At 46.5% G+C, this 21735-nt stretch carries 23 protein-coding genes and 2 tRNA genes; 23 read left to right on the plus strand and 2 right to left on the minus strand.

Going from position 1 to position 21735, the window contains the following annotated elements:
* Positions 1-81 precede the first annotated feature (81 nt).
* The 10 genes from mraY (at position 82) to ACFBZI_RS04480 (ending at position 9902) form a co-directional block, all read left to right on the plus strand.
* Positions 82-1179: a phospho-N-acetylmuramoyl-pentapeptide-transferase gene (mraY, locus tag ACFBZI_RS04435; RefSeq protein ID WP_375715221.1), complete on the plus strand. Its 1098-nt coding sequence runs from the start codon at positions 82-84 to the stop codon at positions 1177-1179.
* 304 nt (positions 1180-1483) lie between these two features.
* Complete coding sequence (gene tpiA / locus ACFBZI_RS04440; RefSeq protein ID WP_375715222.1) at positions 1484-2251, plus strand: triose-phosphate isomerase; 768 nt, start codon at positions 1484-1486, stop codon at positions 2249-2251.
* 112 nt (positions 2252-2363) lie between these two features.
* Complete coding sequence (secG, locus tag ACFBZI_RS04445) at positions 2364-2669, plus strand: preprotein translocase subunit SecG (protein ID WP_375715223.1); 306 nt, start codon at positions 2364-2366, stop codon at positions 2667-2669.
* 54 nt (positions 2670-2723) lie between these two features.
* Positions 2724-2808: transfer RNA gene (locus ACFBZI_RS04450), tRNA-Leu, on the plus strand.
* 165 nt (positions 2809-2973) lie between these two features.
* The gene (locus tag ACFBZI_RS04455) at positions 2974-3615 is read left to right on the plus strand and encodes a hypothetical protein (protein ID WP_375715224.1); all 642 of its coding nucleotides are present in this window, start codon (positions 2974-2976) and stop codon (positions 3613-3615) included.
* Positions 3616-3708: 93 nt separating this feature from the next.
* Positions 3709-3785, plus strand: a tRNA-Met gene (locus ACFBZI_RS04460).
* Positions 3786-4026: 241 nt separating this feature from the next.
* A complete protein-coding gene (rimP, locus tag ACFBZI_RS04465) occupies positions 4027-4524 on the plus strand; it encodes a ribosome maturation factor RimP (protein WP_375715225.1) in 498 nt (165 codons plus the stop codon).
* A 51-nt stretch (positions 4525-4575) separates the two neighbouring features.
* Complete coding sequence (gene nusA / locus ACFBZI_RS04470; RefSeq protein ID WP_375715226.1) at positions 4576-6057, plus strand: transcription termination factor NusA; 1482 nt, start codon at positions 4576-4578, stop codon at positions 6055-6057.
* Positions 6058-6218: 161 nt separating this feature from the next.
* The gene (infB, locus tag ACFBZI_RS04475; protein ID WP_375715227.1) at positions 6219-8975 is read left to right on the plus strand and encodes a translation initiation factor IF-2; all 2757 of its coding nucleotides are present in this window, start codon (positions 6219-6221) and stop codon (positions 8973-8975) included.
* Positions 8976-9176: 201 nt separating this feature from the next.
* The gene (locus ACFBZI_RS04480; RefSeq protein ID WP_375715228.1) at positions 9177-9902 is read left to right on the plus strand and encodes a YaaW family protein; all 726 of its coding nucleotides are present in this window, start codon (positions 9177-9179) and stop codon (positions 9900-9902) included.
* Positions 9903-9929: 27 nt separating this feature from the next.
* Here the strand turns inward: ACFBZI_RS04480 and ACFBZI_RS04485 are convergent, their stop codons facing one another.
* The gene (locus ACFBZI_RS04485) at positions 9930-10340 is read right to left on the minus strand and encodes a helix-turn-helix domain-containing protein (RefSeq protein ID WP_375715229.1); all 411 of its coding nucleotides are present in this window, start codon (positions 10338-10340) and stop codon (positions 9930-9932) included.
* A gap of 145 nt (positions 10341-10485) precedes the next feature.
* Here ACFBZI_RS04485 and ACFBZI_RS04490 point away from each other — a divergent pair, with 145 nt between their 5' ends.
* The 6 genes from ACFBZI_RS04490 to pnp all read left to right on the plus strand — a co-directional run bounded on the left by ACFBZI_RS04490 (position 10486) and on the right by pnp (position 16264).
* The gene (locus ACFBZI_RS04490; RefSeq protein WP_375715230.1) at positions 10486-10893 is read left to right on the plus strand and encodes a ribosome-binding factor A; all 408 of its coding nucleotides are present in this window, start codon (positions 10486-10488) and stop codon (positions 10891-10893) included.
* Positions 10890-11840: a tRNA pseudouridine(55) synthase TruB gene (truB, locus tag ACFBZI_RS04495; RefSeq protein ID WP_375715231.1), complete on the plus strand. Its 951-nt coding sequence runs from the start codon at positions 10890-10892 to the stop codon at positions 11838-11840. Before ACFBZI_RS04490 ends, truB begins: the two co-directional genes overlap by 4 nt.
* Before the next feature lie 191 nt (positions 11841-12031).
* Positions 12032-12700 carry an opacity family porin gene (locus ACFBZI_RS04500; RefSeq protein WP_375715232.1) on the plus strand — a complete coding sequence of 223 codons (669 nt, stop codon included), beginning with the start codon at positions 12032-12034 and terminating at the stop codon, positions 12698-12700.
* A 178-nt stretch (positions 12701-12878) separates the two neighbouring features.
* Positions 12879-13472: an opacity family porin gene (locus ACFBZI_RS04505; RefSeq protein WP_375715233.1), complete on the plus strand. Its 594-nt coding sequence runs from the start codon at positions 12879-12881 to the stop codon at positions 13470-13472.
* A 200-nt stretch (positions 13473-13672) separates the two neighbouring features.
* The gene (gene rpsO, locus ACFBZI_RS04510) at positions 13673-13939 is read left to right on the plus strand and encodes a 30S ribosomal protein S15 (RefSeq protein WP_375715234.1); all 267 of its coding nucleotides are present in this window, start codon (positions 13673-13675) and stop codon (positions 13937-13939) included.
* Between the two features lie 228 nt (positions 13940-14167).
* Positions 14168-16264, plus strand: coding sequence for a polyribonucleotide nucleotidyltransferase (gene pnp / locus ACFBZI_RS04515; RefSeq protein WP_375716311.1), 2097 nt, complete (start codon positions 14168-14170; stop codon positions 16262-16264).
* 125 nt (positions 16265-16389) lie between these two features.
* On the opposite strand, the gene rlmH is transcribed toward pnp, so the two are convergent.
* Entirely contained in the window at positions 16390-16872 is a 483-nt protein-coding gene (gene rlmH, locus ACFBZI_RS04520) for a 23S rRNA (pseudouridine(1915)-N(3))-methyltransferase RlmH (RefSeq protein WP_375715235.1), read from the minus strand.
* Positions 16873-17024: 152 nt separating this feature from the next.
* On the opposite strand from rlmH, the gene ACFBZI_RS04525 reads away from it, so the two are divergent.
* From ACFBZI_RS04525 to ACFBZI_RS04555, 7 genes are all read left to right on the plus strand, one after another.
* Complete coding sequence (locus ACFBZI_RS04525; protein WP_375715236.1) at positions 17025-17510, plus strand: RDD family protein; 486 nt, start codon at positions 17025-17027, stop codon at positions 17508-17510.
* Complete coding sequence (locus tag ACFBZI_RS04530) at positions 17510-17917, plus strand: YraN family protein (protein WP_375715237.1); 408 nt, start codon at positions 17510-17512, stop codon at positions 17915-17917. The genes ACFBZI_RS04525 and ACFBZI_RS04530 overlap by 1 nt, the downstream gene beginning before the upstream one ends.
* Positions 17918-18037: 120 nt before the next feature.
* Positions 18038-18808, plus strand: a complete 771-nt coding sequence (locus ACFBZI_RS04535; RefSeq protein WP_375715238.1) for a BON domain-containing protein — start codon at positions 18038-18040, stop codon at positions 18806-18808.
* A 173-nt stretch (positions 18809-18981) separates the two neighbouring features.
* A complete protein-coding gene (locus tag ACFBZI_RS04540; RefSeq protein ID WP_375715239.1) occupies positions 18982-19227 on the plus strand; it encodes a BolA family protein in 246 nt (81 codons plus the stop codon).
* Positions 19228-19238: 11 nt separating this feature from the next.
* Positions 19239-20501 carry a UDP-N-acetylglucosamine 1-carboxyvinyltransferase gene (gene murA, locus ACFBZI_RS04545; RefSeq protein WP_375715240.1) on the plus strand — a complete coding sequence of 421 codons (1263 nt, stop codon included), beginning with the start codon at positions 19239-19241 and terminating at the stop codon, positions 20499-20501.
* Between the two features lie 86 nt (positions 20502-20587).
* Positions 20588-21241 (plus strand): ATP phosphoribosyltransferase, encoded by a 654-nt coding sequence (gene hisG / locus ACFBZI_RS04550; protein WP_375715241.1) that lies wholly within the window; start codon positions 20588-20590, stop codon positions 21239-21241.
* Between the two features lie 4 nt (positions 21242-21245).
* The gene (locus ACFBZI_RS04555) at positions 21246-21629 is read left to right on the plus strand and encodes a gamma-glutamylcyclotransferase family protein (RefSeq protein ID WP_375715242.1); all 384 of its coding nucleotides are present in this window, start codon (positions 21246-21248) and stop codon (positions 21627-21629) included.
* Positions 21630-21735 lie beyond the last annotated feature (106 nt).

Genomic DNA, 21735 nt, shown 5'->3' on the forward strand with positions numbered 1-21735 from the left:
AAAATTGCCAGCATTACCCAGACGCGATTGACATTGTAAATTTTAATATTGTAAAAACTATCAAAAACTTAAGGAAAACCCATGCTCTATTGGTTGTTGCAGCAAACAGACATTGCCATCGGCTCATTGACTTTGCGTGCATTGCTTGCGGTGATTACCGCATTACTCATCGTAATTATCGGTGGCAAGCCTGTTATTAATTATCTGCGAACCTTAAAATACGGTCAGGCGGTGCGTGATGACGGCCCAAAAACACACCTTGCCAAGCAAGGCACGCCAACTATGGGCGGTGTGCTGATTTTGGTGGCGATTGGCATTGCAACTTTGGCTTGGGCGGACTTGGGCAATCCTTATGTGTGGATTTTGATGGTGGTGATGGTGATTTTTGGAGCGGTCGGTTGGGCAGACGATTGGCTAAAAATCAAGCACAAAAACCCCCAAGGTCTGATTGCTCGTAAGAAATATTTTTGGCTGTCGGTCGGTTCGCTGTTTGCTGGGATTTCGATGTATTATATCGCCACCAAGCAAGACATGGCGACGATGATTGCCATGCAAGACATGCTCATTCCGCTGTTTAAGGATTTGGTGATTCCGTTTTCGGCGATTCCTTTGGGCTTGGGTTTTATCATTGCCACTTATTTTGTGCTGGCAGGCTCGTCCAATGCGGTCAATCTTACCGATGGCTTGGACGGCTTGGTGATTTTGCCAGTGGTGCTGGTGGCGGCAGGTTTGGGTGTGTTTGCTTATATTTCAGGTTCGGCAAATTATGCCGACTATATGCATGTGCCGCACATTGCTTATAATGGCGAAGTTACCATCGTTTGTGCGTCCATCATCGGTGCAGGCTTGGGTTTTCTTTGGTACAATGCTGCCCCTGCCGATGTGTTTATGGGTGATGTCGGTGCGTTGTCTTTGGGTGGTATGCTGGGTACGATGGCGGTGATGACTCGCCAAGAGCTGGCATTTGCCATCATGGGTGGGATTTTTGTTGCCGAAGCGGTGTCGGTGATTTTGCAGGTTGGCTCTTATCGCCTTCGCAAAAAACGCATCTTTTTGATGGCACCGCTGCACCATCATTTTGAAGAAATGGGACTCAAAGAAACCAAAGTGGTGGCACGCTTTTATATTGTGTGCATTATTTTGGTGGTGCTGGGTTTGATGACGCTAAAACTTCGCTAAATCAATACAACACACTTTTATCAAAAAATTATCAAAAAGCGAAACTGCTCGGCGGTGTCGCTTTTTTTTAATGCCGTAAATTTGGGCGATTTAAGATGGGTGATGCCAAATGGGTGGTGCTAAGTGGTTTGATGCGGTTTTGCTAACAGGGTTCATCAATGCATGGCGATGGACAAATTGTTAGCAAATTGACAAAAATATTCACTGTTTGCGGCATTTTGGGGTATAATAAGCAATTTAGTTGATAATTCATCATCAAAAAACCCTTGCCCATACGCAATTAACACAGGACACGGATTTGACAATGAATGCCCAAAAATATGTCATCGGCAACTGGAAATTAAACCCAAGCACCCACACGCACGCCCAGCAGTTGGCGGCGGCGATGGCGGACTTGCAGAGTGATGCGTCAGTGACGGTTGGCTGCACGCCAAGTTTTGTCCATCTGTCGGCTGTGGCGGCGGCGATGGCGGACACGCCGATTTTGGTGGGAGCTCAAGATGTGTGTGCCTACACCCAAGATGTCGGTGCTTATACTGGTGATGTGTCGGCACTGCAGCTGGTTGATGTCGGTGCAGACTTTGTCATCGTTGGGCATTCAGAACGCCGCAGCTATTATGGCGAAGACAATGCTTTACTTGCTGATAAAATCAAGCAGGCATTGGCGGCAGATTTGACGGTGATTTTTTGTGTTGGTGAGACGCAGACACAATATACCGCCAAGCAGACTTTGGCGGTGCTTGATGAGCAGCTGTCGGCATTGGCAGGTATTGCTGCGACCGACAAGCTGATTGTTGCTTATGAGCCAGTTTGGGCGATTGGCACGGGGCTTACGCCAACGGTTGATGAAGTGACGGCGGTGCATCAGCACATCAAGGCTCGGCTGAATACAGACGGCTGGCAGGGCATCAGTGTGCTGTATGGCGGCAGTGTCAATGCCAATAATGCCGATGAATTTGCTCACGCTGCTGCGGTGGACGGTGCGTTGGTCGGTGGAGCGTCTTTAAAAATTGACGCCTTTGCCCAGATTGTCGCTGCCTTTGCCAAAGCCCAAGAAGCTCAAAAAATCTAAAAAAACCCAAGCGGTCTAAGCAATCTAGCACGCCGCTAAGTTTTATTTTTGGCAAAATCATTTTTGCTTTATTTGCACTCAAATTTGCGTACAAGTTACGATTGGAAAATTTATGCTTACAGTACTTTTAGCCATTCATATTATCATCGCCATTGTTTTGGTTGGGTTTATCCTGATTCAGCATGGTAAAGGTGCGGACGCAGGGGCGTCGTTCGGTGCTGGTGCAGCTGGCACGGTTTTTGGTGCGGCAGGTTCGGCGAACTTTTTGACACGCACGACAGCGGTATTGGCGACGCTATTTTTTATCACCAGTTTGGCGTTGGCACATTTTGCCCAAAAGCAAGCCGAAGACCAGCTGCGACTTGATGTCCCAGCCAGTACCAGCCCAGCACCGACCGCTCCAAATACTGGCAACTGATTTACCAAATCTGCTTGCACTTGGCACGCTTTTTGGTTACAATACTCGGCAATTGCGATCGTGGTGGAATTGGTAGACACGCTATCTTGAGGGGGTAGTGCTTCACGGCGTAAGGGTTCAAGTCCCTTCGATCGCACCAAATTTAACAACCCCTAAAGGCTGACTTTGGGGATTTTGTTTTTGGGCAAGAACTTTCCGAAATTTGACAAAGGCATCATGCCAAAATCGTCAAACTTGGCTTGATTTTACTGGCATTTGGTGATAACTTTAGATAAGTTTATTAATTTTAAAATCAGGAATGACCATGTTAGCTACGCTAAAATCACAATATCAAAATGGTAAATCAAATCGCCCAGACAATCTCAATCTGCGTCTGCATCGAGCGTTGAGCTGGCTTGAAAAAGCCCAAAACTGCCAAGGCGATTTGGATATGCAATTTATCAGTTTGTGGATTGCGTTTAATGCCATTTATGCCAAAGAATTGAGCGATAGCAGCCCTGACAGAGCAAGCTTTGAGAGCTTTTTGGGGCGGATTTGCCAATTTGATAAATCGGACAAATTGTACCATTTAATTTGGGATAAATTCACCAAAAGCATTCGCACCATGCTGGATAATCGCTATGTTTTTGCAGAGTTTTGGGCATTTCATAACGGCAAAATCAGCCCAAAAGCGTGGCAAGAAGACTTTGAAACTTCCAACAAAAAAGCTTATTTCGCTTTGGCAAATCAAGACACCGATGCAATTTTAAGAGTGGTATTTAGTCGCCTGTATGTGCTAAGAAATCAAATCGTGCATGGCGGGGCGACTTATGGTAGTAGCGTCAATCGTGAGCAACTCAAAGACGGCTGCCAGATTTTATTGGACATTATTCCTGTGATTATCCAAGTGGTACTGGACAACGATGATAAAGATTGGGGCAAGCCGTTTTATCCTGTGGTGGATTAACCCAATTTTTGCCAAAATATAAAAAATTCAAAATTTTTACCAAAAACGCTTGACATTATCAAAATATCGACTATAATAGGCAGTCTAAATTGATGCGGGGTGGAGCAGTCTGGTAGCTCGTCGGGCTCATAACCCGAAGGTCGTTGGTTCAAATCCAGCCCCCGCTACCACTTTTTAAAATCCTAAGTGATGTTTTTTACGAAACTTAGGTAGCTTGCAATATTTAAAATGATGATTTAAAGTATTCAAGCTGTCGGCTGGTATTAAAATCACCCACCAACGATGCGTTTTGTGGGTTTTTTTGTATTTATTATTTGTTAAATTGTTTATTGATGACAAGTTTAAGTTATTGATTTTAATTTGCCGATTTTATCAACTTTTGTTGTCTTATCTAGGAAGTATCATTCAATCATGAAACCATCGAGCAAAATTGCTGAATTGACCGAACTGATTGCCCCTGCTGTGGCTGCTTGTGGCGTGGATTTGTGGGGCATTGAGTTTATGCCCCAAGGTCGCAAGTCACTGCTGCGTATTTATATCGAGTCATTGCCACAAAATCGTGCCAATGGCGAGCATGTAACAATCGAAGACTGCTCGGTGGTCAATCACCAAGTTTCAGGCGTGCTAGATGTCCATGATCCGATTGCAGGCGAGTATGTGCTGGAAGTTTCAAGCCCGGGGTTTGATCGTCCGCTATTTACTCGTGAACAAGTCGCCGAATATGTTGGCGAGATTGTCAATCTGCGTCTGATTCACGCCATTGGTACTGGCGACACCAAACGCCGCAAGGTCGTGGGTCGCTTGGTGGCGGTCGGTGGTGATAGCATGAAAGTTGTTACCGAAGATAAGCTAGAATTTGACATTGCCTTTGATAGCGTCGATAAGGCACATTTGGTTTATGAAGACTAAGCCAATCATTTATTAACACTAATCGATAACCTAACCCAAAGGAATCTACAGATGAGTCGTGAAATTTTGACCGTGGTTGAGACCGTCAGTAATGAAAAAGGGCTAAATCCTGAAGATATTTTTGAAGCGATTGAGCAGGCTTTGGTCGTTTCTACCAAGAAAAAAGTCTATACCGAGCAGCCTGAAGTCGCCATTCGTGTGCATATTGACCGCAAAACAGGCGATTATGACACTTTCCGCTACTGGACGGTGGTCGCTGACGAAGATCACGAGATGCCAGCTTGCCAGCTTGCCATTAGTGATTTGGACGAAAACGAATGGCAAATTGGCGACATCAAAGAAGAGCAAATCGAATCTATCGAATTTGGTCGTATTGCTGCTACCCAAGCCAAGCAAGTGATTATCCAAAAAATCCGTGAAGCTGAGCGTGCTTTGGTGGCAGATGCATTTGAATCACGCCTAGGCGAGCTGGTTACTGGCGAAGTTAAAAAACAAAGCCGTGATGCTTATATCATCGATTTGGGCGAAGGCGGTGAAGGTTATCTGGCCAAAGATCAGACCTTGCCAAGAGAAGCATTGCGTCCAAAATCTCGTGTTTCAGCGATTTTATATCAAGTCAATCGTGATGGCAGAAATCCGCAGCTGATGCTGTCTCGCACCAACAACGAGATGCTGGTTGCTTTGATGAACAAAGAAGTGCCAGAGATTAGCGAGCAAATCATTGAGATTCGTGATGTTGCACGCTTGCCGGGACTTCGTGCCAAGATTTCGGTAAAAACCAACGATCATCGCATTGATCCTGTGGGGGCGTGTATCGGCATGCGTGGCACTCGTATCCAAGCGGTACAGCAAGAGCTGGACGGCGAACGCATCGATGTCATCGTCTGGAATGAAGACCCAGCCCAGTACATCATCAGTGCCTTAGAGCCTGCCGATGTCAGCGGCTTGGTGCTGGACGAAGACAGCAAAACTGCCGAAGTGATTTTTGCAACCAACGATCAGCTGGCTCGTGCCATCGGTTCTCAAGGGCAAAATGTCCGCTTGGCATCAGAATTGACTGGCTATAAGCTCAACATGATTTTAGAGTCAGAATACAACGCACGCCAAGAAAGCGAAAACCAAGCGGTGATTGAGATGTTCTATGAGCGTCTGGAGCTGGATCGTGATTTGGCAGAAGTGTTGGCAGAAGCTGGCTTTGGCGATATTGAAACAGTGGCATATGCCCCTGTTGAAGAATTTTATGAAATTGATGGACTGGACGATGAAACCATCGCCGCCATTCAAGAGCGTGCCAAAGAAGTCATCATCAGTGACGAAATCGCCAAAAAACAAAATGTCAAAGAGCCAAGCGGTGAGCTTTTGGCACTTGAAGACATGACCCCTGCCATTGCCTATAAATTGGCAGAGCGTGATATCATCACCTTGGACGATTTGGCAGAGCAGGCAGTATTTGATATTGAAGATATCGAAGGCTTGGACAGCGACAGTGCTGGCAAGCTCATCATGGCAGCACGCCAATCATGGTTCGAGTAATCATGGCTGCTGCGGCGTTGGATGCATAGCAATGAATATGCAGCCGTCAAGATAATTTTGCCAAACCCTAATATCGGTTTGGCAGCGAAAACATAAAGCGGGCAATGTTTGGTAATCGATACCAAGCCCGCTTGCCAAACCAAAACAATTAGGTGATATGAATGGCAAAAACAGTCAAAGAACTTGCAAAAATCTCAAAAACAACAACCGATACTATCCTAAAACAGCTTGCCGATGCTGGCTTGCCAGCACGAGATGAGCATGATGTCGTTAGCGATGCCGAGCAAGAAAAGCTGGTGGCATTTTTAAAACAAAGCCATGGCGAAAAACCCAAATCTCGCATCAGTCTAAAATCAAAAACCACATCTGTCGCCCAAGTGACTGGCACATCAGGCAAAGCCAAAACCGTCAATGTCGTCCGCACCAAAAAAGTCGTGTACGAAAAACCAGACCCTGCCAAGATTGAAGCCGAGATTGCCGCTCAAGCCAAAGCTGCCGAAGAAGCACGCCTAAAAGCTGCCGAAGAAAAGCAAGCTGCCGAACGCAAAAAACAAGAAGCTGCCGAACGTCAAGCGGCGACATTGGCGGCGATGCGTGCCAGCAGTGAACCTGAGAAAAAGGCAGACGCCAGCACAGTCGTGGTGGTCAAGCAAGCCAAAAAAGCTGCCGAAACCAAACCTGCTGACAAAGCTGATAAGGTTGAAAAAGCAGATAAAGCCGATAAGAAAAAAGCGGCCAAACCAAGCAAACAAGAGTCTGCCGAGGATAAAAAAGCTCGTGAGGCTCGTGAGGCTGAAGAAGAACGCTTGCGTCAGATGGAGGCGGAAACTCGCCGCAAAGCTGCCGAAGAAGCCCAAAAACGCACCCTTGAGCAGATGAAGCAGATGGCATCACGATACAGCGACACCGATGACAGCACCAGCACCGCCATCGTCCGCACCAAAGACGATGCACCGCTGGCTGATGGCTTGGTGGGGGCTGCCTTAGAAGAGTCGTTCGAAAAAGAACGCCGAGAAATCAAGCGTGGCACGGCTGGCACAACTGGCAAAGGCAACAAAAAAGGCCGCAAAGGTCAGCAAGAAGAGCGTGAAATCAAAACTCGCTCAAAAGGTCTAAAATCATCGCAGGCCAATAAGCACAAGTTTGAGATGCCTGTTGAAAAGATTGTGCATAATGTGGAAGTGGGCGAGAGCATCGTTTTGTCCGACTTGGCTCAAAAAATGGCGGTCAAGGTGCGTGAAGTCATCAAGGCTTTGATGAAAATGGGCGAGATGGTGCGAGAATCAGACACCATCGACCAAATGACAGCAGCCTTGGTTATCGAAGAATTTGGCCATAATTTTATCGCCGTCAGCGACACGCAGCTAGAAGACGATTTGCAAGTTGCCGTTGATGAAAAATCAGGCAATGTCCAAACTCGCCCACCAGTGGTTACCATCATGGGTCATGTCGATCACGGCAAAACTTCATTGCTTGATAAAATCCGTGCCACCAAAGTGGCAAGCGGTGAGGCAGGCGGCATCACCCAGCACATCGGTGCTTATCATGTAACCACCGATCGTGGCGTGATTACTTTCCTTGACACCCCGGGCCATGCTGCCTTTACGGCGATGCGTTCTCGTGGTGCTCAGGCAACCGACATCGTGGTGCTGGTTGTGGCGGCCGATGATGGCATGATGCCACAGACCGAAGAGGCGATTGATCACGCTCGAGCTGCTGGCACGCCATTGATCGTAGCCATTAACAAAATGGACAAAGACACTGCCGATCCTGATCGTGTGATTAATGAATTGTCCGTCAAAGAAGTTATCCCAGAAGAATGGGGCGGCGATACGCCAATGGTCAAAGTCTCTGCCAAGTCAGGCATGGGCATTGATGAGCTTTTGGAAGTTATCAGTATCCAAGCTGAACTGATGGAGCTAGAAGCCCCTGTTGATGGTGCGGCTCAAGGTGTGGTCATCGAATCACGCTTGGATAAAGGCCGTGGTGCAGTTGCTAGCTTGTTGGTCAAAAAAGGTACACTTAACCAAGGCGATTTGGTCTTGGCAGGTGAATACTACGGCAAAGTGCGTGCGATGACTGACGAAAATGGCCAGCGTATCAAAACCGCAGGCCCATCAATTCCTGTTGAGATTTTGGGCTTGCCAGAAGCACCAGCGGCAGGCAGTGAGTTTTTGGTGGTCTCTGATGAGAAAAAAGCCCGTGAAGTGGCGGACTTTAGAGCAGCTCGTGAGCGTGAGCGTGTGCTGGATCGCCAAAACAAAATGCGTCTGGATACCTTGTTTGACAGCATGGGCAGTGCCGAGGTAGCGACCTTGAACATTATCCTAAAAACCGATGTTCGCGGTTCGCTTGAGGCATTGCTTGGGGCGTTGGACGAGCTATCAACCGACGAGGTCAAAGTGCGTGTCATCAGCTCAGGGGTTGGTGCGATTACCGAGTCTGATGTGATTTTGGCAGAATCGAGCGAGGCGGTGCTGCTGGGCTTTAATGTGCGTGCCGACAACGCTGGTAAGCGTAAAGCCGATGAAGCTGGCATTGATATCCGTTATTATAGCGTCATTTATGGCTTGATTGATGATGTCAAGGCGGCGATGAGCGGCATGCTTGCACCAGAGCATCGTGAGCAGATTTTGGGTATTGCCGAAGTGCGTGAAGTATTCCGCTCAAGTAAATTCGGTGCGGCGGCAGGCTGTATGGTTCAAGAAGGCACAATCCACCGCAACAAGCCGATCCGTGTTTTGCGTGATGACAAAGTCATCTTTACCGGTCAGCTACAATCGCTACGCCGCTATAAAGACGATGTCAATGAAGTCAAAGCTGGCATGGAATGTGGCTTGGCGGTCAAAGGCTATGAAGTTGCCGCAGGCGATAAGATCGAAGTCTTTGAGATTCACGAAGTCAAGCGTGAGCTGTAATTTGGCAGCTAAATTTACCAAAACCGTCCATAAGATTATGGGCGGTTTTTTGTGTTTTTGCCCATCAAAATTGGGTGGAAAATAGCTATAAATGGTGGTTGATTGTCGGTTTTGTGTGTGGTTTTTGATAAGAATTATTTTTAGAATAAGCTATGGTATTTTAGATGTATTATGATTTAATTTGTTAAGTGAGTATCAAAAATGGCATACAGAACTGATCCTGATTTAGAGTTTTTGGCATCTATTCCAAGCAGAGATTTAGATGATTTGGTTCGACATTTAACCCATGATAAGGACGGGTCCGCAAGACTTACCGAAGAGCTGACCTATTCGGAAAGTTATAAAATGTATTATCCAGATCATCGTAGATATTGGAGAGAGATTGCAGCAGAAATACAGTGTTTTGGGGCAAATTCTTTTGCAACTTTGTTTAGGGGTGGAAAAGGCGTTTTGTACAAAGAAGTCTTAACTGATGTTTGTGAAAAGATGAATGTAAGCTTTAATAGCAATGCTTCAGTTGTTAGAATTGAACAGGCGTTATTATTTAAAGTATTAGAAGACGCTTTGGAGCAGATGAGTCCCCAAGAGCTTAGAAGTATCGCTGAAGAGTTTAATTTTAACCCATCAAATCTCACTCCTCAAGCAATGATGGCAGCGGCACAGACTGTATTTATTCAAGGTGGCTTTGCTTCCTATCAATTAAGTATGGTTGTTGCAAATGCTGTTTCAAAAGCTTTATTGGGTAAGGGGCTGACTTTTGCGGCTAATAGTACACTCACTAAAGGATTATCTATTTTGACAGGTCCTGTGGGGTGGGCTATCACTGGTGCTTGGACGGCAATTGATTTGGCAGGTGCTGCCTATCGAGTAACAATCCCTGCTGTTTTTATGATAGCAACTCTTCGCCAGTCTTATTTGAATGGTTAAATGTAAAGAGCCATTAAAAAAGCAAGGTTAATCCTTGCTTTTTGTTTCTAATAGTTGCTTGAGCAGTTGGATTTGGGCGATGTGCTGCTCAATGATATAGTCTTTTTGTGCCAGTAGCTCGTCTTTATGTTTTAAAGAAAGTTTTAAAGTTTCGATTTCGATGGCATAATTGTCTGCATTGCCATAGTAATTCATATTGTGATGGTTGTTGTTATCGCCTGTCAGCCAAATTGGTGCTTGATAACCATTTGATAACAAATCGCTCAATTCCACCTGAAAAACTTCAGAAATTTTTTCTAATCTGCCCAAATAAATGCGTGATTCACCACGCTCAAGTTTGGCATAACTATTAACTGACATACCCAACTTTTCTGCCAAATCTTCTTGCGTCCAGTTTTGTGCTTCACGCATTAGGCGGATTTTTTCATTAGTTTTCATGAATAGTAATCAAGATAAGTGTTTGTGCTTGATTATAAACTGTTCAATATCAAAAGTAAACAAAGTAAATCAAGCCGTCAGTGGTCTAAATGATTAAAATCAGCTATACTATACCCATTTTAACCACAAGCAAACAAAGGCTAATATGAACCAACGACTACAACGACTTGCCGATCAGATTCAGCGTACTTTGGCGACGCTGATTCGTGATGAGATTAACGATCCCCGCTTGACAGGTTTTGTAACCATCTCTGGCGTCAAGGTCAGCCCTGATTTGGGCTATGCCGACATTTATGTAACCATCTTAGAACCAAGCCAAGATGGTGGCATGAACATCGATGCACACCGTGACAGCCTAAAAGTGCTAAACAGTGCCGCAGGGTTTTTGCGTACTGAGCTTAGCCGCACCATGAAAACTCGCACCACGCCACGCTTGCGTTTTCATTATGATGAAGTAACCGCACACGGCAATCACATGATAAATCTGGTCAGCCAAGCGATGCAAAAAACGCAAGAAAGCGAAAAAAACTACACCGATGGCGATGATGAATGAGCCAAAGTAATCCAAAAACCATCATTTCAGGCGTGTTATTGCTCAATAAACCTGCTGGCATCAGCTCGCATTCGGCATTGGCTCGTGCCAAGCATTTGTTCAAATCCGATTGCCAAGACTCCAAAAAAGCTGGGCATACTGGCACGCTTGATCCGATGGCGACAGGGCTTTTGCCGGTGTGTTTTGGTGAAGCGACCAAATTTAGCCAATATGGACTTGATGCCGATAAGGGCTACACGGCGTTGATTCGCTTGGGCGAGCAGACCGACACAGGGGATAAAGAAGGTCAGGTTATCGCCACGGCAGCAGTACCGCCTTTTGACCAAAATCAGCTAAATACCATCGCCAACGCCATGCTGGGTGAGCAGCAGCAAGTACCGCCGATGTATTCGGCACTCAAAAAAGACGGCAAAAAACTGTACGAATACGCCAGAGCAGGCATTGAAGTTGAGCGAGCGGCACGCTCGATTACCATTCATCAGCTGGCGTTGAGTAGTGTTGATAATCAGACGGTGGCGTTATCGGTGCTTTGTTCAAAAGGCACTTATGTGCGTGTGCTGGGCGAAGAGATTGCCGCACGGCTAGGCACGGTTGGGCATTTGACCCAGCTGCACCGCACGGCGACAGGCGGCTTTGATGTTGCAGCATCGCTAAGTCTTGATGAGCTTGATAAACTTACCATGCCAGAGCGATTGCAGCGGCTGTTGCCTGTTGATGCGATGCTTGGCCATTTGCCGATTTTGCAGGTCAATGCCGACCAAAGTCAGCGGCTACGACTGGGTCAAAGGCTCAATGTCAAAGATCAGCTTGCCACTTTGCCGCCTTTTGAATCAGCTCAGTCAGCCGATACGGTGATGCTGGTGCGTCTGTATGCCGATGGTGGCTTTATTGGCTTGGCGGAAGTGGCACACAGCGGCAGATTACAGCCCAAAAAACTGCTGGCTTGATGATTTGCCCATGCCAAATTATCAATAAAATCAATCGTTTAACAAGGCATATTGGTAGGCAATTAATCAAATCCTTGCTAAAATCAGGGTTTATATTTAAAATTAAGCCAATCAATTGAGTAAATTTTAACCATTTCACCCACTTTATTTAACCAGTTTGAACCAATTTTTGGTCAGTTTAAGGTGATTTTATGAAAAAACTAGCCATGATTGCAGCATTATTGACTGCCAGCACTGCCCATGCGTCCATTTATGATACGCCTGCCAAGACTAACGCATGGTATTATCAAGTGGATTTGGGCTATTCTGATTTGGATTTTAAATATCAAAATCTTAAGCGTAGCGAAGACGGCGTAGGCGTCAAAGTCGCCATCGGCAAGGACAAGGGCAATTATCGCTATGCCTTTGATTATAGCTATTATGGCGATGTCAAAACTCGCCGCACTTTTGACAGAAATTTTAACCAAGCGACCAATTCACCGTTTGCTCCGACACGCTTTACGCAAACGATTGACGATGAATACACCATCACCGCCCATTCTTTGGGGGCGACGGCGTATTATGATTTTAAAAATAGCACGCCCATCACGCCGTATGTTGGCGTGCGAGCTGGCGTAAATTTCGTCAATGATGAACTGTACCGCTGCATTTACACCGCAGGCATTCGCACGATTTGTGGCTATGACAGAGATGATGATGCCAAAGTCCGCCTAGGTGCTGGTGCGATCATTGGGGCAGCCTACCAAATCAAGCCAAATGTTGCCGCAACCATCAGCGGTGAGTACAATTATTTGGGTAAAATCGATGATGTCAAAATCAGCCAAGCTGGTGGGCATCTGGGCATGCGTGTGCAGTTTTAGGCGAGCTGATTTGCCAGTCAAATTAACCTGCTTTGCGTGATGTTGGCAGGTTAATTTTTTTTGAAAAATTTTGTAACATAATCACCCAATTGTATCAAAATGACTTGACAGCCATCACAAGGAGGGGGTAGAATGAACTAACTTTAGCAATTTATGCAAAACTTCGAAGGAGAGCTTTATGAAAAAGTTAGTTCTTGCAACCGCTTTGGCAGCACTATCAACCACCGCTATGGCAAATGTCGCCGCTAACAATGGCTACTATGTCCAAGGTAATGTTGGCGTATCAAAATTAGAAGCCAAAGAAGATGGCGACAAAATCAAAAAAAATCAAACTGGCTTTACGCTTGCTGTGGGTAAGGACACAGGTGCAGTTCGTTATGTGGGCGATTATACCTATTTTGGCAAAATCAAAAACGATGAAGTGGTCAGCCCTACTGACTACCACCATGCCAAATTGGTCGCACACTCGCTTGGTTTGTCAGCGATTTATGATTTTGACAATCAATCTGCTTTCACCCCTTATGCAGGTGCCAGATTGGGCGTGAATGTGTTGAAGTTAGACACAAACAGTCGTTACAATGCCAGCTATTCCAGCCTTGATGAAAGAAAAACCAATGTTGGTGCAGGCGTGCTTGCAGGCGTACAATATGCGGTTAATCCAAATCTAGCCGTTGATGCTGGCGTAGAATACAACTACCTTGGTAAAGTTGGCAATGATGATGTTAAAGTAAACCAATACGGTGCCAAAGTTGGTCTGCGTTATAACTTCTAATTAATACCGTTAGTTAAGAAGTCTAAAACCCATTGGTTCTCCACACCAGTGGGTTTTTTGGGTGATAAAATATAAAAACAGCTGACATCGCCCAAAAAAACTGCTATAATCAGCGTTTTAACGCCAATTGGCTTAGGCAGGCTTTAGCAATGCAATGCTTGCCCGAATAACTTTGCATTGCCTAGATAGGAAAGTATCTTATGCTAACTAACAAAGATCGTGAAGAGATCATCGCAAAATACAAGCGTGGCGAAAATGACACTGGTAGCCCAGAAGTGCAAGTGGCACTATTGACCGCTCGCATCAATGACCTACAAGAGCATTTTAAAGTGCATAAAGCAGACCATCACGGTCGCCGTGGTCTAATCCGCATGGTAAACCAACGCCGCAAATTGTTGGACTACCTAAAAGGTAAAGATCTAAACCGCTATACCGATCTTATCGGTTCATTGGGTCTGCGTCGTTAATTTGCTCTGTGAGCATCAGGATTATCCTGTGTACGATACCAAAAACGGCGTGCTTTTGCGTGCCGTTTTTCTTTGAAATTTTGCAATTTTTTAAATTTTATCAATCAAATTGCACAAAACATTTTAGCAATCGGCAAGAATTTAGAACTCTAAGGTATGACATTTTGGCATTGGTGCGTGATGTTATAGCTTAGGGCTTTAGATTTAGCCGAGCCACAAAAGATAGGAATTGTTATGTTTAATACCATTCGTCAAGAATTTCAATACGGCAACCAGCAAGTTGTCCTAGAAACGGGTCGCATCGCTCGCCAGGCCGACAGTGTGTTGGTACACATGGGCGGCGTGTCTGTACTGGTCGCTGTGGTGGTGCGTCCAGAAGCGGTCGCAGGTCAGAATTTTTTCCCATTGACCGTCAATTATCAAGAAAAAATGTACGCATCAGGTAAAATCCCGGGCGGCTATGGCAAGCGTGAAGGTCGTGCTAGCGAGTTTGAGACCCTAACTTCTCGCTTGATTGACCGTCCAATCCGTCCGCTGTTCCCAGAAGGCTACTATAACGAAATCCAAATTACCGCCACAGTTATCTCATCGGACAAATCACAAGATGCCGACATCGCAGCGATGATTGGTGCATCAGCGGCACTTGCCATCTCACCAGCACCGTTTAACGGTCCGATTGGTGCGGCACGAGTGGGCTTTATCAATGGCGAATATGTCCTAAACCCAAACAGTGCCGAGATGAAGCAAAGCGATTTGGATTTGGTCGTTGCTGGCACAAAATCTGCCGTGTTGATGGTTGAATCTGAAGCCAAAGAGCTGTCTGAAGATCAAATGCTGGGTGCGGTGCTATACGGTCATGGTCAGCAGCAAGTGGTGATTGATAATATCAATGAATTTGCTGCCAAGGTGGGCAATGCCAAGCAAGAATTTGTCGCCCCAGCCATCGATGAAGCACTGAATAATGCTCTAAAAGCAGGCTTTACCGAAAAAGTGAGCCAAGCGTACACCATCACCGTCAAGCAAGATCGCTATGCTCGCCTAGATGAAATCAAAAATGAAGCGGTTGAAGCTTTGGCAGGCGATCCAGAAAGCGAAGAATACGCCGAAAAAGCCGACAGCGTCAAAGCCTTGTTCGAAGAACTCAAATACCGCACCGTGCGTGATAATATCCTATCAGGCAAGCCACGCATTGACGGTCGTGATTTGGAGACGGTGCGTGCCTTGGATATCCAAGTGGGCGTGTTGCCATATACGCATGGCTCGGCATTGTTCACTCGTGGTGAGACCCAAGCGTTGGTGGTAACGACACTAGGCACGACTCGTGATGTCAATTTGGTCGATACTTTGGCAGGCACTAAGCAAGATCATTTCATGCTGCATTATAATTTCCCACATTACTCAGTGGGCGAAACTGGCCGTGAAGGTGCGCCAAAACGCCGTGAAATCGGCCATGGCCGCTTGGCACGCCGTGGGGTGCAAGCCATGCTGCCTGCTGCTGACCGTTTCCCATACACCATTCGTGTGGTATCTGAAATTACCGAATCTAACGGCTCATCATCGATGGCGTCAGTTTGTGGTGCGTCGCTGTCATTGATGGACGCTGGCGTTCCGCTAAAAGCACCTGTGGCAGGCATTGCGATGGGCTTGGTCAAAGAAGGCGAGCGTTTTGCGGTCTTATCAGACATTTTGGGCGATGAAGACCACTTGGGCGATATGGACTTTAAGGTGGCAGGGACTACCGAAGGCATCACCGCCTTGCAGATGGATATCAAAATCGAAGGCATCACCGCCGACATCATGGAGCAAGCCCTAAAACAAGCACACGCTGGCCGTATCCATATCCTATCGGCGATGAATGAAGTGATTGCCAGCAGCCGCACCGAGATTAATGCTCATGCACCAAACTATGCGACCATGAACATCAATCCTGAAAAAATTCGTGATGTTATCGGTAAAGGCGGTGCAACCATTCGCCAGCTGACCGAAGAGACAGGGGCGACCATCGATATCGAAGATAACGGCACAATCCGTATCTTTGGTATGGACAAAGCATCAACTCGTGCAGCAATGGCACAAATCGAAGCAATCACTGCCGAAGTGGAAGTGGGTACAGTTTATGAAGGTGTGGTGGCTCGCATCGTTGATTTTGGTGCATTTGTAACCATCTTGCCGGGTACAGATGGCTTGGTACACATCAGCCAAATCTCTGATGAGCGTGTCGAAAATGTCAGCGACTATCTAAAAGAAGGCCAAGTGGTCAAAGTCCAAGTCCAAGACATCGACAATCGTGGCCGCATCAAGCTAACCATGAAAGGCATTGCTTAATTTGCTTATTTTGGTTAATTTGTATTAATCAAACATTGGCTTTTAATAAAACCAAAACCGCCGATCAGACGATGGGCGGTTTTTGTTTTATTATTTTAATTAAAGATTAAATGTAAATCATCAGCCTAGCCGCCCCGATGATATGGGTGATTATTAATAATGCTCATCGCACGGTATAGCTGCTCCATCACCAAAACACGCACCAATGGGTGCGGCAAAGTCAGCTCAGACAGCGACCATTTAAAATCGGCAGCACGCAGCACTTTATCAGCCACGCCATCGGCACCACCAATGACCAAGGCAATGTCTACGCCATCTTGCATGGCAACGGTCAGCTTATCCGCCAGCTTTTCGGTGGAGAGCATTTTGCCCTTGACTTCCAGTAGCCACAGCAGCTCTTTGGGCTGTTTGGCGTTTAAGATGGTGGCAGCTTCGGTGGCTTTGTATTTTTCGATTTCGGCAGGCGAAGGGTTTTTGCTGCGTTTGGCAGACGGCAGCTCGACCATTTCGACCGTCATCATCGGCTGAATGCGTTTGAAATATTCTTCAAATCCTGCCTGCACCCAATTTGGCATTTTATGCCCAATGCTTAAAATTCGTAATTTCATAAATTTCTCACCGTCAATTCACAATATTTTACCGAAAATCCACAAAAAATTCACGGCAAAATCGCAGAACTTATGGCGAAAAGTCCAAAACTTTGTTATGCTAGAACCATTTTATCATAGTAATCAAAAACAACCGCCAAGGCGATCATAATATGACGACACCCAATACCATTCACGACCCACGATATGACGATTCACAATATCAGTACGCAGGATTTTGGGTGCGTTTTGCAGCGACGATGATTGACTGCTTACTGGTTTTTGCGATTATATTGGTTGTATCTTTGGCGATGATGGCGTTTTCGCCATCGGCAATGCTTGACAATCCATCGCTGGCAGACGATAGCGGGTTTGTGTATTTTGATCTGATTAGCAATTTGGCGATAACAGCACTGGTTATCTGGTTTTGGCTAAAAAAGGCAGCAACACCCGGCAAGATGCTGTTTGATTTGCAAATTTTGGACGCCAAAACAGGTCAAAAAATCAAACTGTCGCAGGCGTTGTTGCGGTATTTTATCGGCTATACGGTTTCTGGTATTGTGCTGGGGCTGGGCTATATTTGGGCAGGTTTTGATGCCAAAAAACAAGGCTGGCATGACAAAATCGCCAGCACGGTCGTGGTCAAGCGTATCCGCTGATGCCAAAGACCGCCAAACGCCAGCAGGGCGATGCGTTTGAGATGCGTGCGGCAGAGATTTTGCGTCAAGCAGGATTTCAGATTGTTGCCACCAATTACACCATAGCTCGCTTGGGTGAGATTGATATTATCGCCCGCCAAACTGCACACCAAACCAAACACCCAAGCAGCAGCTCAAACACCAAAAATCTTTTGGTTTTTGTGGAAGTCAGAAGTCGTTCGGCATCGGCATTTGGTACAGCCATTGACAGCATCACACCTGCCAAGCAAGCCAAAATCTATCGCACCGCCGAGCAGTTTTTGCAGACGCATGAGCAATATGCGGACGATGAATGCCGCTTTGATGTGATGGCGTTTGATTTGCTTGATGGTGTGGCGGTGCATGAGTGGCTAGTGGCTGCGTTTTGATTTGGCGGTCGATATGGCTTATGGTTTTGATTGTGTGGCAAATTGGTGATTTTTTTTGATGATTTTAACAAGGGATAAAGGCATATGTACCAAAATCCCAAGCGATACGGAATGACTTTTATGAAAAAAATCTTAGCAGTCGCCTTGTGTGCGGCGGTGTTTGGTTTGACGGCGTGTGCTTCGGGCAAGGCAGACAGCATCGGTGCTGATGCCATGGGTCGCAGCATTCCTGAGCATATCAGTGACAGCAGCATTGAGCTGACGGCACGCCGCAATTTGGTAACCATTCCAGGGATTAACCCCAGCAATGTCCGTGTCGCCATTGACAGCTATCGCCGAGAAGTGCTATTGACTGGTGAAGTGCCAAGCGAGCAAATCAAAGTGGACATCGGTCGCACCATCGAATCGATGAGAGATGTCAATAAAGTGTTTAATTATCTGACTGTGATTGAGACGCCAAAAAGCCAAAGCCACACGGTGCATGAAAACTACCTGCGTTCAAAAATTAACGCACGCTTGATTGCCAATCGCAATATCAAATCGTCGCAATATAAAATTATCGTCCGTGATCGCACCGCTTATGTGATGGGCAATTTGACCACAGCACAGCAAGACGATATTTTGCAGGCGATTCAAGCAACACCCGGCATGGCGATGGCGGTAACTTTGACCACTTTGGTGGATCATGCACCGATGGACGATGCGTCGATGGCGACCGAGACTTATACCCCTGATGAGCCATACCAAGGCGTGCCGTCAATGCCTGATACGCCAAATGATTCTGGCAATAACACTGGCAACTCAGGTTATGTCTTACAAGAAATTTACACGCCAAACGCCAGCAATGCCGCTCCGATAAACACCGCACCAGTTTTTGGTGGTGGCAATTAGCCAGCGTAAAACGCACGATAAATTAATGGACGCACGATAAATTAATTATCAACTTTTTAAATAATGTCCGATAGTTTTGTTATAATAATTGGTACAATACTGTTGGTATAATAATATTGGTACAATACGATTTTATGTCAGCCGATGCTGATTGAGATTTGATGAGAATTGCTATGAATGCAGAAAATTTGATTGAAACACTTCGCCCACATTTCCCTGATGCCAAGATAGAATCGGTCAATCAAGGCAATAAATTTGAAGTGCTGATTGTTGATGAAGTCTTTGTTGGCAAGCGATTGGTGGCACGCCAGCAGATGATTTTTCCTTTGGTGAATGAATATATCCAAAGCGGTGCAATGCACGCCTTGACCATTCACGCCTTGACCCCAGCCGAATACGCCGAGCGGACAGCACAATAAAGAGAGATGCTATGGACAAATTTAAAATCACAGGCAGCAGCCGTATCGCAGGCGAAGTCACCATTTCTGGCTCAAAAAATGCCGCCTTGCCGCTGCTTGCCGCCATGTTATTGCCCAATGACCAAACCGTCCTGCATAATGTGCCAACGCTCAAAGATACTGCTACTTTGATTAAGCTTATCGCAGGGACTGGTGTTAAAATCAGCAAAGAAGGCAACACGGTGGTGGCAGACGCTCGAGCTGTAACCGATTATTATGCCCCTTATGAGCTGGTGCGTACCATGCGGGCATCGATTTTGGTGCTGGGTCCGCTGCTAGCTCGCTTTGGTGAAGCCGAAGTGTCCTTGCCCGGTGGCTGTTCAATCGGCTCTAGACCTGTGGATCAGCACCTAAAGGCATTTGAAGCTTTGGGAGCTAGCATCGAAGTTGAAAACGGCTATGTTAAGGCAAAAGCACCTGCTGGCGGCCGTTTGATTGGCTGTGATTTTAGCTTTGATATGGTTACTGTTGGCGGTACCGAAAATGTAATCATGGCAGCAACTCTTGCCAAAGGCACAACACGCCTACAAAACTGTGCCACAGAGCCTGAAGTGGTGGATTTGGCAAATATGCTGGTAGCGATGGGGGCAAAAATCAGCGGCATCGGCACGACAACGATGATTATCGAAGGCGTGGACAGCTTGCATGGCTGTGAGTACAGTGTCATTGCTGATCGCATCGAAACAGGTTCATATTTGGCAGGTGCTTTGATGAGCCGTGGCGATGTTTTGACCAAAAACACATCGGCGGTATTTTTGCAGCCAGTTTTACAAAAATTTGAAGCCATGGGAGCGACCATCACCACAGGCGATGACTGGATTCGTGCGGTGATGACCACACGCCCCAAGGCGGTAGATATTCGCACGCAGGTACACCCGGGTTTCCCAACCGATATGCAGGCTCAGCTGATGGCGGTATGCTGTCTTGCCGAAGGTACCAGCACCATCATCGAAAATATCTTTGAAAACCGCTTTATGCATGTGCCAGAGCTACAACGCATGGGTGCTAAAATCCATATTGATGGGCATACCGCCATCGTTACAGGTGTCGAAAAATTCACCCCAGCCCCTGTGATGGCGACCGACTTGCGAGCGTCGATGTCCTTGGTGATGGCAGCCGCCTGTGCCGATGGCGAGAGCATTATTGACCGCATTTATCACATTGACCGTGGTTATGACGATGTGGAGAATAAACTGCGTGCTTTGGGCGTTAATATTGAGCGTATCAAGGCATAAGACAACCAGCACCGATGATGTATCGGTGCTTTTTTGTATAGACAATTTATCAGACGATTAAAATAATAACTGGGAATCTTGTTAACATGAATCATCAGACGCAAGCAGACACTTTTGATGGCTTGACCATCGCTTTATCAAAAGGGCGGATTTTGGACGAGACGCTGCCTTTATTTGCCAAAGCAGGCATCACGCCGCTTGAAGATATGAACAAATCACGCAAGCTGATTTTTCAGACCAGTGATCCGAGCGTGCGTTTGTTGATTTTGCGAGCGTCTGATGTGCCGACCTATGTTGAGCATGGGGCGGCTGATATTGGCGTGGCGGGCAAAGATGTGCTGATGGAATACGATGCCCAAGTGTATGAACTGCTTGACTTAAATATCGCCAAATGCCGCCTGATGACCGCAGGTGTGGCAGGGGCAAGTTTGCCAAATCGCCGCTTGCGTATCGCCACCAAATATGTCAATGTCGCACGAGAGTATTTTACTTGCCGTGGTGAGCAGGTGGATATTATCAAGCTCTACGGCTCAATGGAGCTGGCACCGTTGGTGGGTTTGGGTGATTTGATTGTCGATGTGGTGGACACGGGCAATACTTTGCGTGCTAATGGACTTGAGCCACTGGAGACGATTTGCCAAGTGTCATCACGACTGATTGCCAATCCTGCCAGCTACAAGCGTAAACTTGCCCAGCTTGAGCCGATTTTGCAGATTTTAGAAACAGCGGTGCAGCACTAACGCCATGCAGTATTTGTTTGTTTATGGTACACTGGCTCCCAATGAGTGCAATCACCACATCATGACGCCCATCACAGGCAGTTGGCAGCAGGCTTTTGCCAAAGCCAAGATGGACAAGGACGGCTTTGGCTTGACTGGCGGTTATCCTGCCTTGGTGCTTGATTTGCCTGAACAGATAACCCAGACGGTGCAGGGGTGGCTGTTTGGCTCTGATGAGCTGCATTTGCATTGGGACAGATTGGACGCTTTTGAAGGATCGGCGTATCAGCGTGAATGCATCACAGTAACCACAAGAGCAGGCGAGCGTGTCGATGCCTATGTGTACGCCTTGCATCGCAAGCTGTATCATAAGTTAGATGTGGCACGCACAAATTTGGCTGACCAATAACCAAATCGCCGAATTGCCAAATCACGCCAAGTCTTAACTAAATAGCCAAACAGTCAAATTGCCCATGCTTATCGGCCACCATTAAGCCAATAACCATTGATGACAC

This window comes from Moraxella marmotae (assembly GCF_042219885.1).
GTDB lineage: Bacteria > Pseudomonadota > Gammaproteobacteria > Pseudomonadales > Moraxellaceae > Moraxella > Moraxella marmotae.

Excerpts from the sequence above, each read along its gene's own strand:
- mraY (WP_375715221.1), top strand. The coding sequence starts at position 82 with ATGCTCTATTGGTTGTTGCAGCAAACAGACATTGCCATCGGCTCATTG.
- tpiA (WP_375715222.1), top strand. The coding sequence starts at position 1,484 with ATGAATGCCCAAAAATATGTCATCGGCAACTGGAAATTAAACCCAAGC.
- secG (WP_375715223.1), top strand. The coding sequence starts at position 2,364 with ATGCTTACAGTACTTTTAGCCATTCATATTATCATCGCCATTGTTTTG.
- ACFBZI_RS04455 (WP_375715224.1), top strand. The coding sequence starts at position 2,974 with ATGTTAGCTACGCTAAAATCACAATATCAAAATGGTAAATCAAATCGC.
- rimP (WP_375715225.1), top strand. The coding sequence starts at position 4,027 with ATGAAACCATCGAGCAAAATTGCTGAATTGACCGAACTGATTGCCCCT.
- nusA (WP_375715226.1), top strand. The coding sequence starts at position 4,576 with ATGAGTCGTGAAATTTTGACCGTGGTTGAGACCGTCAGTAATGAAAAA.
- infB (WP_375715227.1), top strand. The coding sequence starts at position 6,219 with ATGGCAAAAACAGTCAAAGAACTTGCAAAAATCTCAAAAACAACAACC.
- ACFBZI_RS04480 (WP_375715228.1), top strand. The coding sequence starts at position 9,177 with ATGGCATACAGAACTGATCCTGATTTAGAGTTTTTGGCATCTATTCCA.
- ACFBZI_RS04485 (WP_375715229.1), bottom strand. The coding sequence starts at position 10,340 with ATGAAAACTAATGAAAAAATCCGCCTAATGCGTGAAGCACAAAACTGG.
- ACFBZI_RS04490 (WP_375715230.1), top strand. The coding sequence starts at position 10,486 with ATGAACCAACGACTACAACGACTTGCCGATCAGATTCAGCGTACTTTG.
- truB (WP_375715231.1), top strand. The coding sequence starts at position 10,890 with ATGAGCCAAAGTAATCCAAAAACCATCATTTCAGGCGTGTTATTGCTC.
- ACFBZI_RS04500 (WP_375715232.1), top strand. The coding sequence starts at position 12,032 with ATGAAAAAACTAGCCATGATTGCAGCATTATTGACTGCCAGCACTGCC.
- ACFBZI_RS04505 (WP_375715233.1), top strand. The coding sequence starts at position 12,879 with ATGAAAAAGTTAGTTCTTGCAACCGCTTTGGCAGCACTATCAACCACC.
- rpsO (WP_375715234.1), top strand. The coding sequence starts at position 13,673 with ATGCTAACTAACAAAGATCGTGAAGAGATCATCGCAAAATACAAGCGT.
- rlmH (WP_375715235.1), bottom strand. The coding sequence starts at position 16,872 with ATGAAATTACGAATTTTAAGCATTGGGCATAAAATGCCAAATTGGGTG.
- ACFBZI_RS04525 (WP_375715236.1), top strand. The coding sequence starts at position 17,025 with ATGACGACACCCAATACCATTCACGACCCACGATATGACGATTCACAA.
- ACFBZI_RS04530 (WP_375715237.1), top strand. The coding sequence starts at position 17,510 with ATGCCAAAGACCGCCAAACGCCAGCAGGGCGATGCGTTTGAGATGCGT.
- ACFBZI_RS04535 (WP_375715238.1), top strand. The coding sequence starts at position 18,038 with ATGAAAAAAATCTTAGCAGTCGCCTTGTGTGCGGCGGTGTTTGGTTTG.
- ACFBZI_RS04540 (WP_375715239.1), top strand. The coding sequence starts at position 18,982 with ATGAATGCAGAAAATTTGATTGAAACACTTCGCCCACATTTCCCTGAT.
- murA (WP_375715240.1), top strand. The coding sequence starts at position 19,239 with ATGGACAAATTTAAAATCACAGGCAGCAGCCGTATCGCAGGCGAAGTC.
- hisG (WP_375715241.1), top strand. The coding sequence starts at position 20,588 with ATGAATCATCAGACGCAAGCAGACACTTTTGATGGCTTGACCATCGCT.
- ACFBZI_RS04555 (WP_375715242.1), top strand. The coding sequence starts at position 21,246 with ATGCAGTATTTGTTTGTTTATGGTACACTGGCTCCCAATGAGTGCAAT.